Origin of the sequence: Flavobacterium chryseum (assembly GCF_004362015.1) — a bacterium.
Taxonomy (GTDB): domain Bacteria; phylum Bacteroidota; class Bacteroidia; order Flavobacteriales; family Flavobacteriaceae; genus Flavobacterium.
Map to the genome: position 1 here is coordinate 21,360 of NZ_SNWW01000001.1, position 20,373 is coordinate 41,732.

Annotated in this window: 21 protein-coding genes; 15 read left to right on the forward strand and 6 right to left on the reverse strand. The window is 32.7% G+C overall.

Features of this window, described 5'->3' with window-relative positions; all coding sequences use genetic code 11:
* The first annotated feature begins 173 nt into the window (after positions 1 to 173).
* The 3 genes from EV143_RS00095 to EV143_RS00105 all read left to right on the forward strand — a co-directional run bounded on the left by EV143_RS00095 (position 174) and on the right by EV143_RS00105 (position 1,995).
* The gene (locus EV143_RS00095) at positions 174 to 650 is read left to right on the forward strand and encodes a hypothetical protein (protein ID WP_133505814.1); all 477 of its coding nucleotides are present in this window, start codon (positions 174 to 176) and stop codon (positions 648 to 650) included.
* Between the two features lie 101 nt (positions 651 to 751).
* Complete coding sequence (locus tag EV143_RS00100; protein WP_243739764.1) at positions 752 to 1,564, forward strand: HNH endonuclease; 813 nt, start codon at positions 752 to 754, stop codon at positions 1,562 to 1,564.
* A 116-nt stretch (positions 1,565 to 1,680) separates the two neighbouring features.
* Complete coding sequence (locus EV143_RS00105) at positions 1,681 to 1,995, forward strand: HPF/RaiA family ribosome-associated protein (protein ID WP_133505816.1); 315 nt, start codon at positions 1,681 to 1,683, stop codon at positions 1,993 to 1,995.
* A 129-nt stretch (positions 1,996 to 2,124) separates the two neighbouring features.
* Here EV143_RS00105 and EV143_RS00110 read toward each other — a convergent pair whose 3' ends face one another.
* On the reverse strand, positions 2,125 to 2,796 hold the full coding sequence (locus tag EV143_RS00110) for a hypothetical protein (protein ID WP_133505818.1): 672 nt from the start codon (positions 2,794 to 2,796) through the stop codon (positions 2,125 to 2,127).
* Between the two features lie 342 nt (positions 2,797 to 3,138).
* On the opposite strand from EV143_RS00110, the gene EV143_RS00115 reads away from it, so the two are divergent.
* The 5 genes from EV143_RS00115 to EV143_RS00135 all read left to right on the forward strand — a co-directional run bounded on the left by EV143_RS00115 (position 3,139) and on the right by EV143_RS00135 (position 7,571).
* The gene (locus EV143_RS00115; protein ID WP_133505820.1) at positions 3,139 to 3,630 is read left to right on the forward strand and encodes a nuclear transport factor 2 family protein; all 492 of its coding nucleotides are present in this window, start codon (positions 3,139 to 3,141) and stop codon (positions 3,628 to 3,630) included.
* Positions 3,631 to 3,891: 261 nt separating this feature from the next.
* Positions 3,892 to 5,274, forward strand: coding sequence for an ammonium transporter (locus EV143_RS00120; RefSeq protein ID WP_133505822.1), 1,383 nt, complete (start codon positions 3,892 to 3,894; stop codon positions 5,272 to 5,274).
* A gap of 434 nt (positions 5,275 to 5,708) precedes the next feature.
* A complete protein-coding gene (gene trmB / locus EV143_RS00125) occupies positions 5,709 to 6,386 on the forward strand; it encodes a tRNA (guanosine(46)-N7)-methyltransferase TrmB (RefSeq protein ID WP_133506635.1) in 678 nt (225 codons plus the stop codon).
* A 43-nt stretch (positions 6,387 to 6,429) separates the two neighbouring features.
* Complete coding sequence (locus EV143_RS00130; protein ID WP_133505824.1) at positions 6,430 to 7,068, forward strand: LysE family transporter; 639 nt, start codon at positions 6,430 to 6,432, stop codon at positions 7,066 to 7,068.
* A 176-nt stretch (positions 7,069 to 7,244) separates the two neighbouring features.
* Positions 7,245 to 7,571 (forward strand): MGMT family protein, encoded by a 327-nt coding sequence (locus tag EV143_RS00135; protein WP_133505826.1) that lies wholly within the window; start codon positions 7,245 to 7,247, stop codon positions 7,569 to 7,571.
* Positions 7,572 to 7,711: 140 nt separating this feature from the next.
* Here EV143_RS00135 and EV143_RS00140 read toward each other — a convergent pair whose 3' ends face one another.
* Together EV143_RS00140 and EV143_RS00145 are read right to left on the reverse strand one after the other, a co-directional pair.
* Complete coding sequence (locus EV143_RS00140) at positions 7,712 to 9,037, reverse strand: sensor histidine kinase (RefSeq protein ID WP_133505828.1); 1,326 nt, start codon at positions 9,035 to 9,037, stop codon at positions 7,712 to 7,714.
* A gap of 201 nt (positions 9,038 to 9,238) precedes the next feature.
* Positions 9,239 to 10,585 (reverse strand): sigma-54-dependent transcriptional regulator, encoded by a 1,347-nt coding sequence (locus tag EV143_RS00145; RefSeq protein WP_133505830.1) that lies wholly within the window; start codon positions 10,583 to 10,585, stop codon positions 9,239 to 9,241.
* A gap of 158 nt (positions 10,586 to 10,743) precedes the next feature.
* On the opposite strand from EV143_RS00145, the gene EV143_RS00150 reads away from it, so the two are divergent.
* From EV143_RS00150 to EV143_RS00180, 7 genes are all read left to right on the forward strand, one after another.
* Positions 10,744 to 11,988: an efflux RND transporter periplasmic adaptor subunit gene (locus EV143_RS00150; protein WP_133505832.1), complete on the forward strand. Its 1,245-nt coding sequence runs from the start codon at positions 10,744 to 10,746 to the stop codon at positions 11,986 to 11,988.
* A gap of 179 nt (positions 11,989 to 12,167) precedes the next feature.
* Positions 12,168 to 12,875: an ABC transporter ATP-binding protein gene (locus EV143_RS00155; RefSeq protein ID WP_133505834.1), complete on the forward strand. Its 708-nt coding sequence runs from the start codon at positions 12,168 to 12,170 to the stop codon at positions 12,873 to 12,875.
* A gap of 129 nt (positions 12,876 to 13,004) precedes the next feature.
* A complete protein-coding gene (locus EV143_RS00160) occupies positions 13,005 to 15,431 on the forward strand; it encodes an ABC transporter permease (RefSeq protein ID WP_133505836.1) in 2,427 nt (808 codons plus the stop codon).
* 256 nt (positions 15,432 to 15,687) lie between these two features.
* Entirely contained in the window at positions 15,688 to 16,818 is a 1,131-nt protein-coding gene (locus EV143_RS00165) for an Mrp/NBP35 family ATP-binding protein (protein WP_133505838.1), read from the forward strand.
* A gap of 83 nt (positions 16,819 to 16,901) precedes the next feature.
* Positions 16,902 to 17,141 (forward strand): NifU family protein, encoded by a 240-nt coding sequence (locus tag EV143_RS00170; RefSeq protein WP_095385495.1) that lies wholly within the window; start codon positions 16,902 to 16,904, stop codon positions 17,139 to 17,141.
* 214 nt (positions 17,142 to 17,355) lie between these two features.
* Positions 17,356 to 17,838, forward strand: a complete 483-nt coding sequence (locus EV143_RS00175; protein ID WP_133505840.1) for a hypothetical protein — start codon at positions 17,356 to 17,358, stop codon at positions 17,836 to 17,838.
* A gap of 59 nt (positions 17,839 to 17,897) precedes the next feature.
* Positions 17,898 to 18,215 carry a 2Fe-2S iron-sulfur cluster-binding family protein gene (locus tag EV143_RS00180; RefSeq protein ID WP_026982672.1) on the forward strand — a complete coding sequence of 106 codons (318 nt, stop codon included), beginning with the start codon at positions 17,898 to 17,900 and terminating at the stop codon, positions 18,213 to 18,215.
* 45 nt (positions 18,216 to 18,260) lie between these two features.
* Here the strand turns inward: EV143_RS00180 and EV143_RS00185 are convergent, their stop codons facing one another.
* The 3 genes from EV143_RS00185 to mscL form a co-directional block, all read right to left on the reverse strand.
* Positions 18,261 to 18,653, reverse strand: coding sequence for an immunity 22 family protein (locus EV143_RS00185; protein WP_133505842.1), 393 nt, complete (start codon positions 18,651 to 18,653; stop codon positions 18,261 to 18,263).
* 143 nt (positions 18,654 to 18,796) lie between these two features.
* Complete coding sequence (locus EV143_RS00190) at positions 18,797 to 19,786, reverse strand: aspartate-semialdehyde dehydrogenase (RefSeq protein ID WP_133505844.1); 990 nt, start codon at positions 19,784 to 19,786, stop codon at positions 18,797 to 18,799.
* A 173-nt stretch (positions 19,787 to 19,959) separates the two neighbouring features.
* A complete protein-coding gene (gene mscL / locus EV143_RS00195) occupies positions 19,960 to 20,340 on the reverse strand; it encodes a large conductance mechanosensitive channel protein MscL (protein WP_133505846.1) in 381 nt (126 codons plus the stop codon).
* Between the last annotated feature and the right edge of the window lie 33 nt (positions 20,341 to 20,373).

The following is a 20,373-nucleotide window of genomic DNA, read 5'->3' on the forward strand; positions in this document are numbered from 1 at the left end:
CTAAAAAAATGAATTCCCTCAATATTGTCATTTCGACGGAGGAGAAATCACACTCGAAATTCAACAAAGATTTTACTTTTATATCTAATGAGGTCAATAGTAAGCAGCTCACTTGTTCTGTAAAAATTACTTTTGAATATAGAAGTATTTAATCAAAAAACCTCTTTCAAAAAATGAAATATTTAGCAAAAATAATCTTCGGAAGAGAACAACTATTAAAATATCATAATGATGAAACTTTAACTGATTGTGAAAAAATTATAAATGTAAAAAATTACTCTTTTGAAACCCGATTGGAAAGAAATGCATTTTATAAAGGAATTGGTGAAGCAATCGGCTGGCTTGAATTTGAAGTAATAAAAGAATTCGAACAGAAAGATCATAAGGATGATAAAAAAGAAGATGAAGATAAATTTGATTATTGGGCATTTATTTATAAATACTACCCGAAATATCATCAATGCAATAGTGTTTTGTTAAGTGACATCTTAACTAGAAAACTTGGAGGCGAAGAAATTAGCGAAGAAGACGAGGAATACATTAAAGATTGGGATATTAGGAACGAGTTATTTGAAGTTGACAAAGAACTACTTTGCAAGGCTTTTGAAAATTATTTCAATATTAATTATCCTGAAAATCTGAATATATAAAAAATTTAAAATTTGTGTTTATTAGATAAATGTTTGAATTTAATCTTTATTCTTTTTAGACTAAATCTTTAAAATTTATTTTTCTTATTTTATATCTATATTTGATATTAATATCCAAATTAGAAATAATGCCACCACCAAGACTCTGGACAAAAGAAGAATTAATCTTAGCTTTTAATTTATACTTAAAAATAGAATTTGGAAAAACACATTCAGGTAATCCAAAAATAATTGAATTAGCTAATCTTATTGGTAGAACTCCAGCGTCTATAGTAATGAGATTAGGAAATTTTGCTAGTATTGATCCATTTCATATTAATAGAGGCATTAGTGGTTTAAAAAATGGAATGAATCAAGTTCAACCCATTTGGGATGAATTTTTCCATAATCAGGAAGAATTGATGTTTTTAAGCGAACAAATTCTTGCTCAAAAAGAAAATACATCAATTGAAAAGAAATACGAAGATTTGCTTTTCGATATAAAAAACTTAAAGGGACAAGACATTATTAGAGCAGTAAAAACAAGAGTAAATCAATCTGTTTTTAGACAAATGATTTTATCTAATTATAATAATAAATGTGCAATTACAGGAATTGACATTCCGGAACTTTTGTTAGCCAGCCATATAATCCCTTGGTCCAAAAACGAAGAACACCGATTAAATCCTGAAAATGGCATTTGTTTTTCAGCACTTTATGATAAAGCTTTCGATAAAGGATTAATAGGAATAAATACAAACCATGAAATAATATTTTCTGAATCAATTAAAAAGAAAAAAGAAACTGAATTCTTTAATAAATATTTTAATTCAATTGAAAATCAAAAAATCATTGTAGCTCAAAAATATTTACCTCGAAAAGAATTTCTAGAATATCATTTAGACACAATTTTTAACAAAAGTACGACCTTTTAAATAGTTGCCTTTTGTTTTAAATTCCTCACAAATTTTCATAATGTTTTATTAACTCACTTGTCTTTTCAATCTAAAAAAAATAGCTTTGAGAAACAATCATTAAAATACAAACCGATATGAAGATTCAAATCAATACAGACAAAAACATTGAAGGACACGAAAGATTAGCAACTTATTTCTCTGAGGAATTAGAAAAAGGATTAGTTCGTTTTGAGGAAAAAATAACACGCGTAGAAGTGCATTTTGGAGACGAAAACGGAGAGAAATTTAGCTTAAATGATAAAAAATGCGTGATTGAAGTTCGTATTGCCAACTTACAACCGCTAACCGTAACAGAACACGCCGATACAATTGAAAAAGCATTTAGCGGTGCTTTAGCAAAAGCAAAAAAATCGCTTACGACTACTTTTGAAAAAATGAAAGCACATTAAATTTTTCTTAAAGATTCAAAGTAACAAAGGTACAAAGGCTCTAAGGTTTTCTTAGCATCTTTGTACCTTTGTCATTTTGTATTTCTTTACCTCTGCACCTTTGTCACTTTGTACCTCTGTACCTTGTACTTACGATTTCGGTAACGGAGCTCCAACGGCGATATCGCAACGATGTCCGGGTTTTCCGTGTGCTGGATTCATTCCTTCGGCAACAACTGCTGGAGTATCTGTACTTAATAAAGCAGGAACATTATTATTTGCTGGCGGAGGAGTTACGGTAAAACTTTGAGAAGTGCTTCCGCTTTGTGGTGCAGCAGCAGTTTGTTTAGTCGCTACAGGTGAATTTAAAGGCGATCCTACCGGAATATCACATCTATGTCCGGGTTGCCCGTGCGACGGATTCATTCCCTTTCCTACTTTTACCGGCGCTGCGGCTGTTGTAGTTGTTGTAACCACATTTTGTTGTGGCGCATTTACCTGAACCGTTTGTGCCGGTTGCGCGGTTTGCGTTTGTCCTTGCGTTGGAGCCGAATTTAATGGCGCACCAACAGCAATATCGCAACGATGTCCGGGTTGTCCGTGTGCAGGATTTAATCCGGCATTTGAACTTAAAACGGTATTTGGATTTGTTGCAGGCTGTTGTGTTTGAGCTACAGAATTAACTTTCGTTGTATCTTTCATCAACCCTAGTTTTACCAATTCTGAAGTTGGTGTGTTTTCCTGAGGTTCTAATTCTTTTTTACAAGAAATAAAAAGCAATGACGTAAGAACTAACGAACTGATAACTATTTTCGGATTCATGTTTGTAGATTTTAAGAGCTCTCAAATATAGTAATAAACCCTATAAGTGATGTAAGATAATTAAGTTTTTAACTTATTATCTCTTGCAAAGACGTTAAGCTGCAAAGGTTTTGTTTCACGCAGATTTTACAGATTTAAGCAGATTTTTTTAATTAAAATCACTTGCAAAAATCAGCTGTGTGTATCTGCTTAAATCTTTTTGAAATCTGCGTGAAATAATTTGCAGCAAAAAAACTTCGCGTCTTTGCGCCTTTGCGCGATTAATTTATTGACAATAATCTGCGTGAAACTTTCTAACGTCTAAAAAATCATTCTTACCTTTAAACTCAAATAATCTCAATCATGAAAAAATCAATTCTACTCCTTTTATTCGTTGCAACATTTGCCAATGCACAAAATGCTGAAAAAGAAAAAATCAATCAAACGCTTGACGCCTGGCACAAAGCTGCTGCCGATGTAAAATTTGACGCATACTTTAATGCACTTGCGGATGACGCCATCTATATTGGAACTGACGCGACAGAGAACTGGAAAAAAGCTGATTTTAAAGTTTGGGCAAAACCTTTTTTCGACAAAGGAACAACGTGGAATTTCACTGCTCTTGAACGTCACATCTTTTTTGATAAAAGCGGAAAAATTGCCTGGTTTGATGAATTACTAAATACGCAAATGAAAATCTGCCGCGGTTCCGGCGTTTTGGTAAAAATTGGTAAAGAATGGAAAATTCAACATTACGTTTTATCAATGACAGTTCCGAATGACGAAGTTGATGCGGTGATCAAAATAAAAGCACCTATCGAAGATGTTTTGATAAATAAGCTTAAGAAAAAATAAACAATTTCGGCCTTTGTTATTATAATCCTAACTTTTCTGGCGCTTTACGAAACAACGTATTAATTTCATTTTAATATATTTAGCAATAACGGCTTGTTTTTGGAACTCAAAAATAATAAACTCTCAAAAAAAGCAACATAAATCTAAAATATTGACTAAAATCAAACACACACCTCTATTTTAACGGTACTGAAAATCAAAATCTTTATTTTTTTTTAACTTTGACCCCAAAAAAAATAGGGTTCTTTAAAGTATTTGAAAATGAAAATAGAAAGACGCTGGATCATTTCCTTTATTATAATAAGCATTGTTTGTATTACGGGCGCATTTTGGCCAACGGTTACTGAAAATAGTTATGTTTTATCTGAATTTGGCACTATAGACCATATTGTTCCTGCCGATGTTGCCTGGATGTTAACTTCTTGCTGTCTCGTTTTGATTATGACACCTGGATTGTCATTTTTTTATGGCGGAATGGTGGGCAAAAAAAATGTTATTTCGACCATGTTACAAAGTTTCATTTGTTTAGGCGTTGTAACACTTTTGTGGGTTACAGTCGGATTTAGTTTAGCGTTTGGAGATCCGGTTGGTTTTGGTTCAGGAGATCATTTTTATAGTTTCTTCGGAAATCCGACTACTTTTGCTTTTATGGATTATGTGGGCGTTTTGCCACATAAACAATTGGCCAGCACGATTCCGTTTATGTTATTTGCTTTGTTTCAAATGAAATTTGCTATTATCGCTCCTGCAATTATCACGGGTTCTTTTGCAGAACGCGTTCGATTTATATCCTATTTACTTTTCATCAGTTTGTTTACCATTTTCATTTATGCGCCTTTGTGCCATTCCGTTTGGTATCCAACAGGCGTTTTAGGCAGTTATTTTGGCGTGAAAGATTTCGCCGGAGGAACTGTGGTTCATATGAGTTCAGGATTTGCGGCTTTGGCCGGCGTTCTGGTTTTAGGGAAAAGAAAAAACAGCGATCATATTCCAACCAATATTCCGTTTGTATTATTAGGAACCGGAATGTTATGGTTTGGCTGGTTCGGTTTCAACGCCGGATCTGCACTTGCAGCTAACGGAACTGCCGCTATGGCTTTTGCAACAACGACAACATCTTCGGCTGCAGCCATGTTAACCTGGGTTTTCTTTGACAGAATGAACGGAAGAAAAGTTTCGGCATTAGGCGCTTGTATTGGCGCTGTCGTTGGTCTGGTAGCAATCACGCCGGCAGCAGGTTATATTTCGGTTCCGGAAAGTATGTTCTTCGGATTCATTACAGCTTTGGTTTCTAATTCGGTTGTAAACTGCAGTTTCTCAAAAAGATTTGATGATACTCTTGATGTTTTTGCCTGTCACGGTGTTGGCGGAATTATGGGAATGATTTTAACTGCCATATTTGCTCACGGCGAAAATGCAAGTCTGTTACATGGTGGCTGGAACGTATTTGCACATCATATGATGGCGTTGGTTTTGGTTTCGATATTTACTTTCTTCGGAGCTTATTTCTTATTTAAAGTAACGAAATTCATTATTCCGTTGCGTGTTTCTGAAGAAAACGAACACATCGGACTTGACTTATCGCAACACGACGAAACACTCGATCCAAAATTAAAACCAATTACAGAACCACATTACGGTTAATTTTTGTTTTGCTACGAATTATTTTTTGCCACGAATTCCACTAATTTTCGCTAATTTTTTTTCTGCAATTAGGTTAAATTAATTCGTGAAAATTTGCGCAATTGGTGGCGGAAAATTTAAACATATATAGTCCCTACGGGACATTTCTAACGCTATTTACAATTTTTTCTACCAATATTTAACTCCTAAAGGAGTATATCTCGGAGAGATTATATGTTGGTAAAAAACATATCATAATTTGAAGTTGTCCCGTAGGGACTATATATAAACTCAATTTGATAATTGATCTTTCAAAAAAAAAAAAATTAATCCCCATAATCTGTGGCAAAATTAATTCGTGAAAATTCCTGCAATTCGCTGCAAAAAACTTTAAACGGAATTGCGCTATTTTCATTCGTTTATATTCCTTAATTTTGCTGAAAATTTTTGTAAAAGTGGGAAGTAAAAATAAACTAAAAAGATTCAGAGAAAACGAAACATTTCAAAACGTTTTTCAACCAACCAGAGAAGAAGTTGTAGGTGATTTAATGCCTTTAAAAGGAAAATGGAACGCTGATTTCTTTAAAAATGATAATCCATTAGTTTTAGAATTAGGATGTGGAAAAGGAGAATATTCTGTCGGACTGGCAGAAAGATATCCTAACAAAAATTTTATCGGAATTGATATTAAAGGTGCGCGTTTTTGGAGAGGTGCTAAAACCGCTGTTGAAACCGGACTTCATAATGTGGCATTTATTCGAACTCAAATCGAATTGATCGATCATATTTTTAACGAAAATGAAGTTGACGAAATCTGGATTACTTTTCCGGATCCGCAAATCAAATACAAAAGAACGAAACACAGAATGACAAATTCTGAATTTTTAAAATTGTATAAAAAAATCCTGAAAAAAGACGGCGTTGTAAACCTTAAAACCGATAGCGAATTTATGCACGGTTACACTTTAGGTTTGCTGCACGGAGAAGGACATGAAGTTTTATATGCAAACCATAATGTATATACAAATGAAGGAAGTCCGGAAGAAGTTACTGCTTTTCAGACTTTTTATGAAAAACAATATTTAGAAATTAATAAGGCAATTACGTATATTCGCTTCAAAATTAAAGATTAATTTAATTTTCAAAAACACTTTTTCTAACCCATCAAACAACTGAATGGCATTACTTGCTCCTTTACTTTCAGGTTTTATTGCCGCTTTCATCGGAATTATTCCTCCCGGATTAATCAACATGACGGCAGCAAAAATAAATTTGAAAGAAGGAAAAAAGAATGCAATGTGGTTTGTAATAGGCGCGGTGGTCGTGATTTTTTTTCAGGTTTATGCAGCGGTTTTATTTGCGCATGTAATCGACAACAGACCAGACGTTGTAACCTTATTGCGTGAAGTTGGATTTGTAATTTTTGCTATTTTAACGATTTACTTTTTGTTTATTACCAAAGAACCGATAACAAAAAAGAAATCGAAGATTAAAAAAAGCAGTAAAAAAAGCCGCTTCTTTTTAGGTATGTTACTTTCGGGATTGAACTTCTTCCCTATTCCGTATTATGTTGTGGTTAGTGTTACTTTGGCTTCTTATCATCTTTTTGTGTTTGAAACCAACGCTATTTTTACTTTTGTTTTGGGTTCGGTTTTAGGATCTTTTGCTGTTTTATACAGTTATATTGCCTTCTTTGGAAGAATAGAAAAGAAAACCGATTACTTAATGCGCAACATGAATACAATTATTGGAAGCATTACCGGTTTAGTTGCTATCGTGACGCTTTTTAATATACTGAATTACTATTTCGGTTAAGAATATAAAATGATTTTTAAAATTTGTTTCACGCAGATTTTGCAGATTTGAGCAGATTTAGGCAAATTAAATCAAAAAATCCTTTTTTAGATCTGCTTAAATCTGCAAAATCTGCGTGAAAATTTCATTAGTGAAATCATTTTAATCCTTGTAATCTGTGGCAAAAAAACCAACCTATGGCTGAAGAGAATTTTTTTGAAAGAGTTTATGTGATCACCAGACAAATTCCGTACGGAAAAGTAACTTCTTATGGCGCAATTGCAAGAGCATTAGGCACAGCGCGTTCTGCACGAATGGTAGGCTGGGCGATGAATGCCTGTCATAACATGGACGATATCCCAGCACACAGAGTTGTAAACCAAAAAGGACTTTTGACGGGAAAATTTCACTTTGAGGGAACTAATTTAATGCAGCAGCTTTTAGAAAGTGAAGGAATTAAAGTAGTAAATAATCAAATTGTAGATTTCGACAAACACTTTTGGAAACCTGAAGTTGAGCTTTAAAAATTTCACCATATAAGTGATATAAGTTCATTTTAGTTTTAAGCTGAAACTGTATTTATTTTAAACACATAGAAACATAGGTTTTAAAATTAAAACGCATTATTTTTAAATGAACTTACATCACTTATATGGTTCAATAATCAAATCAGGCAAATCACAAACTCGGTTTTTTCCTCATCGGTTTGATAGCTTAAATAACCACCGTGCGCTTCAATGATATTTTTAGAAAGTGTAAGACCAATTCCGGCGCCATCTTTTCTGGTGGTAAAAAACGGAAGAAATACTTTATCTCTTATTTCAGGATCGATTCCTTTTCCGTTGTCTGAAATCGTTATGAAAAAACGGTTATTCTCGGTATAACTCGACAAAAACATTTTCTTTTCGGTTTTGTCTTTTAAGGCATAAATACTATTTGTAATCAAATTGATAATCACCTGTTCCATTTGGTTTTTGTCAATCAAAATCGAACGCGAACTATTAATTTCATTGATTAATTGAATATTTTCCGATTTTAAAATCGGATTCATGATTCGGAGACAATCATCAAAAAGTGCATTTATAGGCGTCATCTGTTTGTTTGGCGTTGGCAGCATTGCCAGTTTTCGGTAATTTTCGACAAAAACCTGTAAGTGATCACTTCTGTTTATAATTGTTGAAATACTGCTTTTAATATCCTCAAAATCATCTTTTTCTAATTCTTCCTGATCAACAATTTGCAATAAATTCTGCGAAAGCGCCCGAATTGGGGTTAACGAATTCATTAATTCATGCGAAATAATTTTCATCAAGTTGATCCAGGCTTCCTTTTCTTTTTTCTCAATAACACGCTGAATACTATCTAATAAAATAATGAAATATTCTTTATTATAGGTTTTGGTAAGCGACGTTTGCAGCATAAAAGTCTGCAAATCCTGTTCTTCAATTTTAATAGAAATAGCAGATTTTAATTCCATAAAACCAAGGCTTTCAATTTCATTACAAAGTGATGGAAGGTAATTTTTAAGGTATTTCCAATGAGTTACTTTTGGAACTTTAAACAAGTCTGAAAAACAATCGTTCATTAAAAAAATATTCCATTCTTCATTTTCTTTTTCCAATATTAAAGTTCCTGTATCAATACTATTCAAAATTGACTGATACACCACTTCTTTTGAGGTTTGTTCTTGCTGTTGCACCTTTAGTGTTTCGTATAAAAGGTATAAACTTTTGAAACCATCTTTTTTATTCTCTTCGGGAAAATTAGTCGTAAAATCATTCTGTAAGATTGACAATAATGTTCTGTCGTAAAAAAGCACTCTGTTTTTGACATAAAAATACATTTCTGCCAACATGATAATGGCAAAAAAACCAACTAAAAGTGCGTTGTAATAAAACATCTTATAAATCAAAAAAATGCAAAAGAAAAAGAGCATCATTACAAACAAAACTCTGACAAATAAGGCGTTATAGAACTTCCAGTTTTTCATTATTTATTTTTTTGCTGCCACAGATTAAAGGATTAAAAATGGATTTTTTTACTTTGTCTGAAGCTTAAATTTCACGCAGATTTTGCAGATTTAAGCAGATCTAAAAAGATTTTTAATTTAATTATAATCCGCTTAAATCTGCAAAATCTGCGTGAAATAATTTTTAAAATCATTTAATTATCTAATCTGTGGTAAAGCTATTTAGGTATTTTTCAAATCATATTTTTCAATTCTTCGATAAAGCGCCGCTCTTGACAAACCTAATTCTTCAGCAGTTTTGCTGATGTTTCCGTGATGTTTAAACAAGGCTTTTTCGATGGCATTTTTTTCCATTTCAGATAACGGATTGTCATCGTTTTCCTGAATTTCTTCAAAATCAAGAATATCCAAATCGTTTACAGAAATTGTATTATTATCGGCTAATATTAAAGCGCGCTCTATCTTATTTTCCATTTCACGGATGTTTCCTTTCCACGGATATTTTTCTAAATAAGTCGCAACGTTTTCTTCAAAACTCCAGTTTTCCTGATTGTATTTTTCGGCAATCTGATCTAAGATAAAATGCGCCATCGGAACAATATCGTCTTTTCGTTCGCGCAAAGAAGGCAAATTAATTTCCATTGTATTAATGCGATACAATAAATCTTCGCGAAAGGTTTTGTTTTTTACCTCAGCTTTAATATCGCTGTTTGTAGCCGAAATTATTCGAACATTCAAAGGTCTTGGTTTGCTTTCTCCCAAACGGGTAACCGTTTTCGTTTGCAAAACATGCAATAATTTAGCTTGCAAATGCAAAGAAATATTACCTATTTCATCGAGAAAAATAGTGCCGTTTGAGGCAGTTTCAAATCTTCCCGGTGTATCTGTTTTTGCATCTGTAAAAGCGCCTTTGGTATATCCAAAAAGTTCACTTTCAAACAAATTATCACTCAAAGAACCCAAATCAACGTGAACAAAAGGTTCGTTTTTTCTTGCTGAATTTTGGTGAATAAATTCGGCGAAAACATATTTCCCTGTTCCATTTTCTCCTAAAATCAAAACATTCGCATCGGTTTTTGCCACTTTTTCAGCAATAGAATACGCTTGTTTTATTTTAGCAGAAGTGCCACTAAAATAGCGTTTTTCTGTTTTTTCATCTTTGCTTTTTTTGCTGTTTTTTCGACTTTCGGCAACAGCCTTTTCAATGGTTTCAAGAAGTTTTTCGTTGTGCCACGGTTTCAATACATAATCAAAAGCGCCAATTTTTATGCCTTCAACCGCTGTATCAATTTTACCAAAAGCGGTCATTAAAATCACAACGGTTTGTGGCGAAAGTGTTTTAATTTCTTTGAGCCAGTGAATTCCTTCGCGTCCGTCTTCAAAACCAATTCGGTAATTCATGTCTAATAAAACCACATTTATTTCATTTTCATTCAAAATAGAAATAATCTTTTTGGGGCTATTTGTTGTAAAAATGGTTTCAAAATGTTTTTTAAGAATCATTTTTGCCGAAAAAAGAATTTCTTCCTGATCGTCAACAATCAATATTTGAGCTTGTTTTTTTCGCATGTTATTTATTTTTGTCCGATTTCGAACGGTCAACTGTTCATTATCGAACACTCCTTTTTTTAAATGTTTTTTAAAGCTTCTTTAAAATCAGTGCTTTACAAATAATAAATTTTATGGCACAGTATTTACCTATTGGTAATCAGTAAATTATTAAAAAAATGGACAAGGTAATTCCTCGTAAAAATAGAAAATTTAGGTATCTCTCAATAGTAATTGGAGTTTTTTTAGTTTTGGCTGTCATCATCTTTTTTTCGTTTAACACCAAAAGAAGTTTAAATGTAAAAGCGGAAGAAATAACGGTTCAAAAAATCGAAAAAGCTTTTTTTGAAGATTTTGTAGTTTTTCAGGCTAAAGTTGAACCTTTAAACGTAATGCTTGTAAATGTTACAGAAGGAGGATCTGTAAAAGAGATTTTTGTAGAAAATGGCGCGATGGTTACCAAAGGGCAATCGTTGGCACGTTTATACAATCCGAACACAGAACTGAATTACCTGACTCAGGAAACGGCAATTATTGAACAAATCAACAATTTGAATACTGGAAAACTAAACATTAGAAATCAGGAATTGAACTTAAATAAAGATTTAGTTTTGATCGAACATGATTATAATGATGCTAAAAGATTGTATGACATGAACTCGAAATTATTTGCTAAAGAGGTGATTTCTAAAAATGACTGGAATACTTTTAAAGAAGGTTTACGTTTTCAGGAAGAACGAAAAAGAACGATTCAGCAAAGTATTCAAAAGGAAAAACAAACGAATCAAATTCAGATTTCGCAGATCAATCGTTCGATTCAGACAATGGAAATGAGTTTGGATATTTTGAGAAACAATAAAAAGAATTTTTTGATTACTGCCCCGGAATCTGGCCGATTAACATCTTTTGAACCTGTATTGGGAAAAACTTTTCAGGCTGGAGAAAGCATCGGAAAAATTGACTCGAAACAAGGTTATAAATTGATTGCTGAAGTGGATGAATTTTATTTGGAAAAAATCAGAGAAGGTTTAAAAGGCCAGGTAGAATTTAAAGGAAAAGAACTTGAAGTTTTAGTAACCAAAGTAATTCCGGAGGTCAAAAGTGGTCATTTTATTGTAGAACTGGCTTTTACATCAAAAGAAAATATCACTTTGCAGGACGGACTTAGTTTTGGCGTGAAATTAATTTTATCGGAGAAAAACAAAACGTTGGTAGTTTCTAAAGGAAGTTTTAATCAGGAAACCGCAGGGAAATGGATTTTTGTAGTAAAAGGAAATAAAGCGGAAAGAAGAAATATAAAATTAGGCCGTGAAAATCCTTCGTATTATGAAATTCTCGAAGGATTAAAAGAAGGAGAATCTGTGATAACCTCATCATATTCTGATTATAAGGATATTGAAGAGTTATCGATAAACTCACAGTAAAACGCAATCTTGTCATTTCGACGAAGGAGAAATCACATAAGGGAATTCCGGCTCGTTGCTCTCTGGATGTGATTTCTCCTCCGTCGAAATGACACAAAAAACAGCAACAAAATATAATTCATAAAGTTTCAATCATCAATCAAAAAACAATATTAACAACAATTAAAACCTTAAAAAATATGATAACCATTCAAAATTTGACCAAAGTTTTTAGAACCGAAGAAGTAGAAACATCTGCTCTAAGTGGCGTTTCTTTAGAAATAAAAAAAGGTGATTTTTTAACGATTATGGGACCTTCTGGTTGTGGAAAATCGACTTTATTGAATATTATTGGTCTTTTAGACAGTGCTTCTGATGGAAGTTATAAATTATTAGATCAGGAAATGATTGGCTTAAAAGAAAAAGGAAGAGCTAAGGTTCGTAAAGAAAATATCGGATTCATTTTTCAGAATTTCAACTTGATCGATGAGCTTTCTGTTTATGATAATATCGAATTGCCTTTGCTTTACAACAACGTAAAAGCATCGGACAGAAAGCAAAAAATTGAAACTATTGCTGAGAAATTAAACATCTCACATCGATTAAAACATTTTCCACAACAGCTTTCGGGAGGACAACAACAAAGGGTTGCTGTTGCAAGAGCTTTGGTTAATGATCCTAAAATAATTTTAGCCGATGAACCAACGGGAAACTTAGATAGTAAAAATGGTAATGAGGTTATGGAACTTTTAACTGATTTGCATGCTAAAGGAGCCACAATTTTGATGGTAACACACTCTGATTATGATGCTTCGTTTTCTCAAAAAACGATTCATATGAAAGATGGTGTAATATTTTCTGAAAGATTGAATCAGAGAAATGTTGATGTTTTCATGGACGCCAAATAAAACGAAATGATAAAATTTATTGTAACTGCAATTGTAATTCTGATAGGATTCGTTTGCAAAATATTGGCAATTATTTAAATCCTTAATTGGGTTTACCAAAAACAAATCAAATAACTAAAAAATTACAAAATGATTTTTAACTGGTTTAAAATATTTATATATCATTTAAGGCAAAACAAATTGTTTTCGTTTTTAAATGTTTTAGGGTTAAGCATTGGAGTTGCAGGAGTAATATTCGCCATTTTATATTGGAATAATGAAAACTCTTATGACCAATGGAATCCCGAAAAAGAAAACTCTTATCAGGTACTTAACCAAATAGGAATGACTGGCGACATTTGGGCTACGAATTCTATTCCGTTTGGTGAAACTTGCAAAGCTACAATTCCTGAAATTGAACAAATCTCTTTTATGAATATTTGGTACAATGAAGATGTTGTCAAATTTGAAAATAAGAAATTATTTGATAAAAAAATCACAGTTTCTGATAACGGTTTTTTTGATATTTTCCCTTTTGAAATAATAAAAGGAGCAAAAAAGAACATATTAAAAGAAAAATACAGTGTTGCTATTTCTGAAGATCAGGCAAATTTGCTCTTTAAAAATGAGGACCCGATAGGAAAATCTGTTGAATTTAAGAGCAATTCTTATGTTGTAAAATCTATTTATCGCCTTTCAAGGCCTTCTTCTATTGAACCAAATTTTGTTTTTGGAGGAATCAGGCGTGACCAGGATGCAGACAGTTGGGGAAATTTTAATTATGGCCTCATGGTTAAAATGAAGAAAAACGCTGATCCTGCTACTGTTTGGAAGAAAATGCAAAATGTAGATTATGTAAATCGAACTTTAAAGGAAGCAAAATCAAGTGGTAAATCAGTCAAAGATTTTGTTAAAGAATATGGACAGACTACCGTAATTATAGATCAACTGAAAACGGCACGACTACACGGAACAAAATCAAGCGGAAGCAATTTCCCTGAAGGAAAAGGTAATTTGCAATTGCTTTACATTATGGTTGGTTTATCAGTTTTAATTTTGCTGTTATCCCTTGTTAATTACATTAATTTAGCCACAGCATCTGCCATAAAACGTGCTAAAGAAGTAGGTGTCCGTAAAATTGTTGGCGCCAGTAAAAAACAAATTATTGCTCAATTTATATTTGAAACTGCGATAATTGTGATACTTGCAATTTTGTTTGCCTTAGCAATCGTAGAGCTTTCATTACCTTATTACAATGTCTTTTTAAAGAAAAATTTGACTATGAATGGCGGTGAATTTTACCTGCAGCTCATTTTTATTTTTGGATTAGTAATCGTTCTTGCGGGTATTTTCCCTGCCATTTATATCTCAAATTTTGAAACTTTAAAGGTTCTTAAAGGTAATTTCTCCAGAAGCAAAAGCGGAATCTGGATTCGAAATTCGATGCTGATTTTTCAATTTGGTATTGCAGCATTCTTTATCATCGGAGCTTTAATTGTGAACTCTCAGGTAAATTATATGATGAACAAAGAGCTTGGTTTTAGCGGTGATCAAATCATTAGAATTCCATTTAATTATCCTGATTACAAACAGAAAACAAATAAGTTTCTCGCAATGAAACAAGAACTCAAAAAATTATCGGGAGTTCAGCAGGTTTCTACTTTTGCAGGAACTTTTGGTAACAGTACCAGCTCGAGTTCCGGATTTACTCACAACGGAATTTTTGTTCAGCCAAGAAATGTCGAAATGGATTTTGGTTTTCTGGAAATGATGAAAATTAAAATTGTAGAAGGCCGTGACCTATCTCCTAAATTTGCTTCTGACACTATTGACAATTGGCTTATAAATGAAACTCTTGCCAAAACTCTCGGACTTAAAAATCCGATAAATACCGTAATAACTTCTGGCTGGGGAAATGAGAAGGGAGAAATGAAATTTAAAATTGTGGGCGTTGTAAAAGATTTTCATATTACCGGACTCCAAGATAAAGTACCTCCAATGGTTTTCATTAATCTTCAAACATTAGAATGGAACAACTTTAGCAATGTTTATATAAAAGTTTCTCCAAATAATTTAACCGAAACTTTGGATAAGCTAAAAACGTATTGGGAGAAAAATGTAAATCCTGATTATCCTTTTGATTATGAATTTGTAAACAAAGGATTTGCTAAAACCTATCAGGAACAAGTGAAACAAAAAGATTTGTTTTTTATTTTGAATCTGGTCGTAATTATCATTGCCGTTTTTGGATTGTTTGCTTTGGCTTCTTTTTCTATGGAAAGAAGATTGAAGGAAATCGCCATCAGAAAAACGCTTGGCGCAGAAACCGATGTTTTACTGAAAGAACTTTCAAAACAATATATCGTTTTTTGCTTAATTGGTTTCGGAATCGGAATTGTTCCTGCTTATTTTTTGCTGCAAAAATGGCTGGAGAATTTCGCCTTTAGAATTGGAATTTCGGTTGTTCCGTTTACTATTGCCCTACTGTCTTTATTAATTTTGACTTTAGTAATTGTTTCTGCCAAAGCTTATCAAGTTACCAAAATAGATATTTTGAAATATTTAAAATACGAATAAAAGCTTGTAGACCATTTTTTTTGAATACCCGCCAGATTTATAAAATTTGGCGGGTATTTTTATTTTCAATAATAAAATCATGTTATAAAGAAGCTCTGTCCACCTGTCACAATCATTTTCGTTAATCTCTATATCAACAAATCCAATCCAAAAAAGTTAAAGTCCGAACATAATCTGTTATCTTTGCAGTCTGAAATCAGTTTAAATAAAAACAATTTTTAGATTAATTTCAATCAATTGAAACACGACATTAAAAATGAAATTAGACAGAAAAGAAATTCTTAAAGCTCTGGAAACAATTACAGTAGCAGGAGAAGGAAAAAATATGGTTGAAAGTGGAGCTGTTGCCAATGTAATAACTTTTGGCGATGAAGTTGTAGTAGATTTAGTATTGCATACTCCGGCAATGCACATAAAAAAGAGAGCCGAAGATGATATTAAAAAAACAATTCACGAATTAGTATCACCAGAAGCTAAAATTAAAGTAAATATTAAAGTAGAAACTCCTGAGAAAAACGAAATTAAAGGTCGTGCAATTCCCGGAATAAAAAATATAATCGCCGTTGCTTCTGGTAAAGGCGGAGTTGGAAAATCTACCGTTACAGCAAATTTAGCCGTAACTTTAGCAAAAATGGGATTCGCAGTTGGTGTTCTTGATGCTGATATTTACGGACCTTCGATGCCAATTATGTTTGATGTTGAACATGAAAAGCCAGTTTCAATAACTGTTGATGGAAAATCGAAAATGAAACCTGTTGAAAGCTATGAAATAAAAATACTTTCAATCGGATTTTTTACAGCTCCGAGTCAGGCAGTAATCTGGAGAGGTCCAATGGCTGCAAAAGCATTAAATCAAATGATTTTTGATGCTGATTGGGGAGAATTAGATTTTATGCTAATCGATTTACCACCGGGAACGGGAGACATTCATTTATCGATCATGCAATCATTACCAATTACCGGTGCAGTTGTAGTGAGCACACCACAAGCTGTAGCACTTGCAGATGCTAAAAAAGGGGTTGCCATGTTTATGCAGGATAATATCAATGTGCCTGTTTTGGGTATTATTGAAAATATGGCGTACTTTACACCAGAAGAATTACCTGACAATAAATATTATATCTTTGGACAAGAAGGTGCAAAAAACCTTGCTGAAGATTTAAACGTTCCATTTTTAGGAGAAGTACCAATTGTACAATCTATTCGTGAAGCAGGAGATTATGGTCGTCCTGCAGCTTTGCAAACAGCTTCTTTAATAGAAACTATTTTTGAAGAGATAACTAGAAACGTTGTACAGGAAACAGTAAACAGAAACGATAGTTTACCTGCTACAGAAGCCATTAAAATTACAACTATGGCAGGATGTTCAGCAGTAGGCAAAAAATAAATTTTTAGATCATTTAGATTTCCGGATTATTTATAGTTCGGAAATTTTAAGTCTAGCAGTCTAAAAATCAAACAATCTAAATTATGACAACAGAAGAATTAACTAGTAACGTATTATTGGCTCTTGACGAAATCAGACCTTTCTTAAATTCTGATGGAGGAGACATTACACTTATTTCAATTGATGAAGATAAACATGTTAAAGTTCGTCTTGAAGGAGCGTGCATTAGCTGTAGTGTGAATCAAATGACTTTGAAAGCAGGAGTTGAAACAACGATAAAAAAATATGCGCCGCAAATAGAAACTGTGGTTAATATAATGTAATAAATCAAGCTTTTTTGTTCGTTATTCAATATGATGAATTAACAAGAATAATTGACCTTTAATCATTTTGATTTCGAAATATTAAGGATAATGATCAATATTTAATCTATTTTTGCGATTTTAACAAAAAAGTCTCTAAAGATTTAAGAGATTTCGTATAGGATTGTTACAATTTTAAATTAAATTTGTGACGTAACCCCTTAATTCGAATTATATGAAGAATTTTTACGCTCTATTTTTTTTATTATTCTTTGTTTCAGCTAATTATGCGCAACAAAGTCCTCAAACATTAGTAGTTGACAAAGCTTGGCTAAACGAGTCTGAAGAATGGACTGATTTTAAGTATGCCGGACAAATTGTTTTTTCAACTATTCCGTCAGCAGAAGAAGGAAGTTTAAGAATCGGTAATTACGATTTTTTATATGACTTTTGTGATGGAAAAGCTAAATTTGCAAACAAAGCAACTTATAGCGCAGCAGAGTTTTCACATCCTAGAAAAGTTTCTGTTACTACAGATAAACAAGGTGTAGTAAATTCAACTTATGAAGGAACACTAATCTTTCAATCTGACAGAGATTATTATTCTGTAATAGCGGTAGTTATTATACTAGAGAAAAACGGAAATATTCTTGGCGTAAAAATGCGTCCAAAGGAAGAAACCAATAAAGAATATGCATTTAGCATAAAACCTAGCTAATATAAATAGAAGGATTTTTTCACGTTATAAAATCCTAAAAAGAAAATTCCAAAATTAAAATGGATGTATTAATAAAGATTAAAGATCGAGAAGGAGTTATACACGAGTTACAAGCTCCGACTGATATGGCAATGAATATAATGGAGTTATGCAAAGCATACGAACTTCCTGTTGAAGGAACCTGTGGAGGAATGGCAATGTGTGCCTCTTGCCAGTGTTATGTTCTTAATGATGTTGCATTACCTGAAATGGGAGATGAAGAAGAAGCTATGCTTTCGGAAGCGTTTTATGTTAAATCTAACAGTCGTTTAGGCTGTCAGATTCCAATTACTACAGAATTAGAAGGATTAGAGTTAGAACTGGCTCCCGAGTATTAAATATCAAAAAAGCGAGAATTTAGGTTCTCGCTTTTTTTATTTATTTTAGATTTCATACTCGATTTCTCCAATGTATAATAGATTATCAATTGACACCGGATTTTTAATCAACTCTTTTGTTATAAAAACAACCGTATTAATTTGAGATAAATCATAGTTCAAATTTTCCAGCCTTTCTTTGGCTATTTTAATCCATTGGGACGAATAGGAATAGATTTTGAATTTTTCTTCAAATGAAATCTCTTCAACTGCAAATCCACTTTCCATAAAATCATGATCTAAAAAATATTTTCCTTGTGATTTTGCAAATTCTGAAATGTATTTTTCATCATCGTCATCATCATCTAGATAATAATCTTCACTTTCGCCTACAAAATTAAAATATTCATTTTCGGTCTTAAAATTCCCAAACCAAAAATGACTTGTTTCTTTTCTCATAATTTTAATTTTTACTCTTCTTTGACAAATTTGATTTTATGTTAATGCAAAATACAATTTACATTTCTTTTTACAATCAAAAAAACCGTAATCACATTGCTGTAATTACGGCTTTCTTTATAACAATTTTATTTAACCTCTAATTATACCAAACCTGCTGCAATTAAATATTCAGCAATTTGAATCGTGTTTGTAGCAGCACCTTTTCTTAAGTTATCAGCAACTATCCACATGTTTAAAGTGTTTTCCTGGCTTTCATCACGACGAATTCTTCCAACAAAAACATCATTTTTACCTTCTGCATATAATGGCATTGGGTAGGTAAAAGTGTCTAAATTATCCTGAACTACTACTCCATCAGTATTGTGTAAAATTTCACGAACTTCATGTACATCAAAATCGTTTGTAAACTCAACATTTACTGCTTCGCTATGTCCGCCCACAACCGGAACACGAACTGCCGTAGCCGTAACTCTGATGGTATTATCACCAAGAATTTTTTGAGTTTCACGAACCAATTTCATTTCTTCTTTAGTGTATCCGTTGTCTTCAAAACTATCACAATGTGGAATCGCATTTCTGTGAATTGGATATTTATAAGCCATTTCTCCCTGAATTCCTGCATATTCGTTTTCTAACTGTCTAACCGCTTTTACACCCGTTCCGGTGATTGATTGGTAAGTAGAAACAATAATTCTTCTAATGTTGTATTTTGCATGCAAAGGCGCCAAAGCCAATACCATTTGAATAGTAGAGCAGTTTGGATTTGCAATAATTTTATCTTCTCTTGTTAATATTGAAGCATTGATTTCAGGAACTATTAATTTCTTAGTTGGGTCCATTCTCCAGGCAGAAGAGTTATCAATAACTGTTGTTCCGGCTGCAGCAAATTTTGGTGCCCATTCTAATGATGTATCTCCTCCGGCAGAAAAAACTGCAATATCAGCTTTCAAATCAACTGCTGTTTGTAATCCTACAACCTTATATTTAGTACCTTTAAATTCGATTTCTTTTCCTATTGATTTTTCAGATGCAACAGGAATTAATTCTGTTACAGGGAAATTTCTTTCCGCTAAAACTTTAAGCATTATCTCGCCAACCATACCAGTGGCACCTACAACCGCTATTCTCATTTTTATATTTTTAGTATGAATTAATCTAAATTACTCTGCAAAAGTATACATAATAAAAGTCAAAACAACGCGATTCACAAAAAATAACAAAATGTTACAAAACAAACAAAAACCAAAAAAACCGCCTCAATTAAGAAGCGGTTAAGTTAGACTTAGTGTAGCGGTATAATATATTATTGTTTATTTTTTAACAGATCTCTAATCTGAATAAGAAGTTCTTCCTGCGTTGGTCCGGTTGGTGCAGGTGGCGGAACATCTTTCTTTTTAAGGTTGTTTAATCCTTTTATGATTAGGAATAATACAAAAGCCACAATTACAAAGTTAATTACTGCCGAAAGAAACACACCGTATTTAACTCCGCCAAAAGCCGTCAGTTCTTCAATTGTTGATAAATGCGCTGCATCTAATGCCGGTTTTAGTATTAATGGCGTAATTACATCATCAATTAATGAGCTTACAATTTTATTAAAAGCAGCTCCAATAATTACACCGACAGCCAAATCTATTACGTTGCCTTTCGTTGCAAATTCTTTAAATTCTGATACAAATCCCATAATTCTTATTTAGTTTAAAATTAATTGAATGCC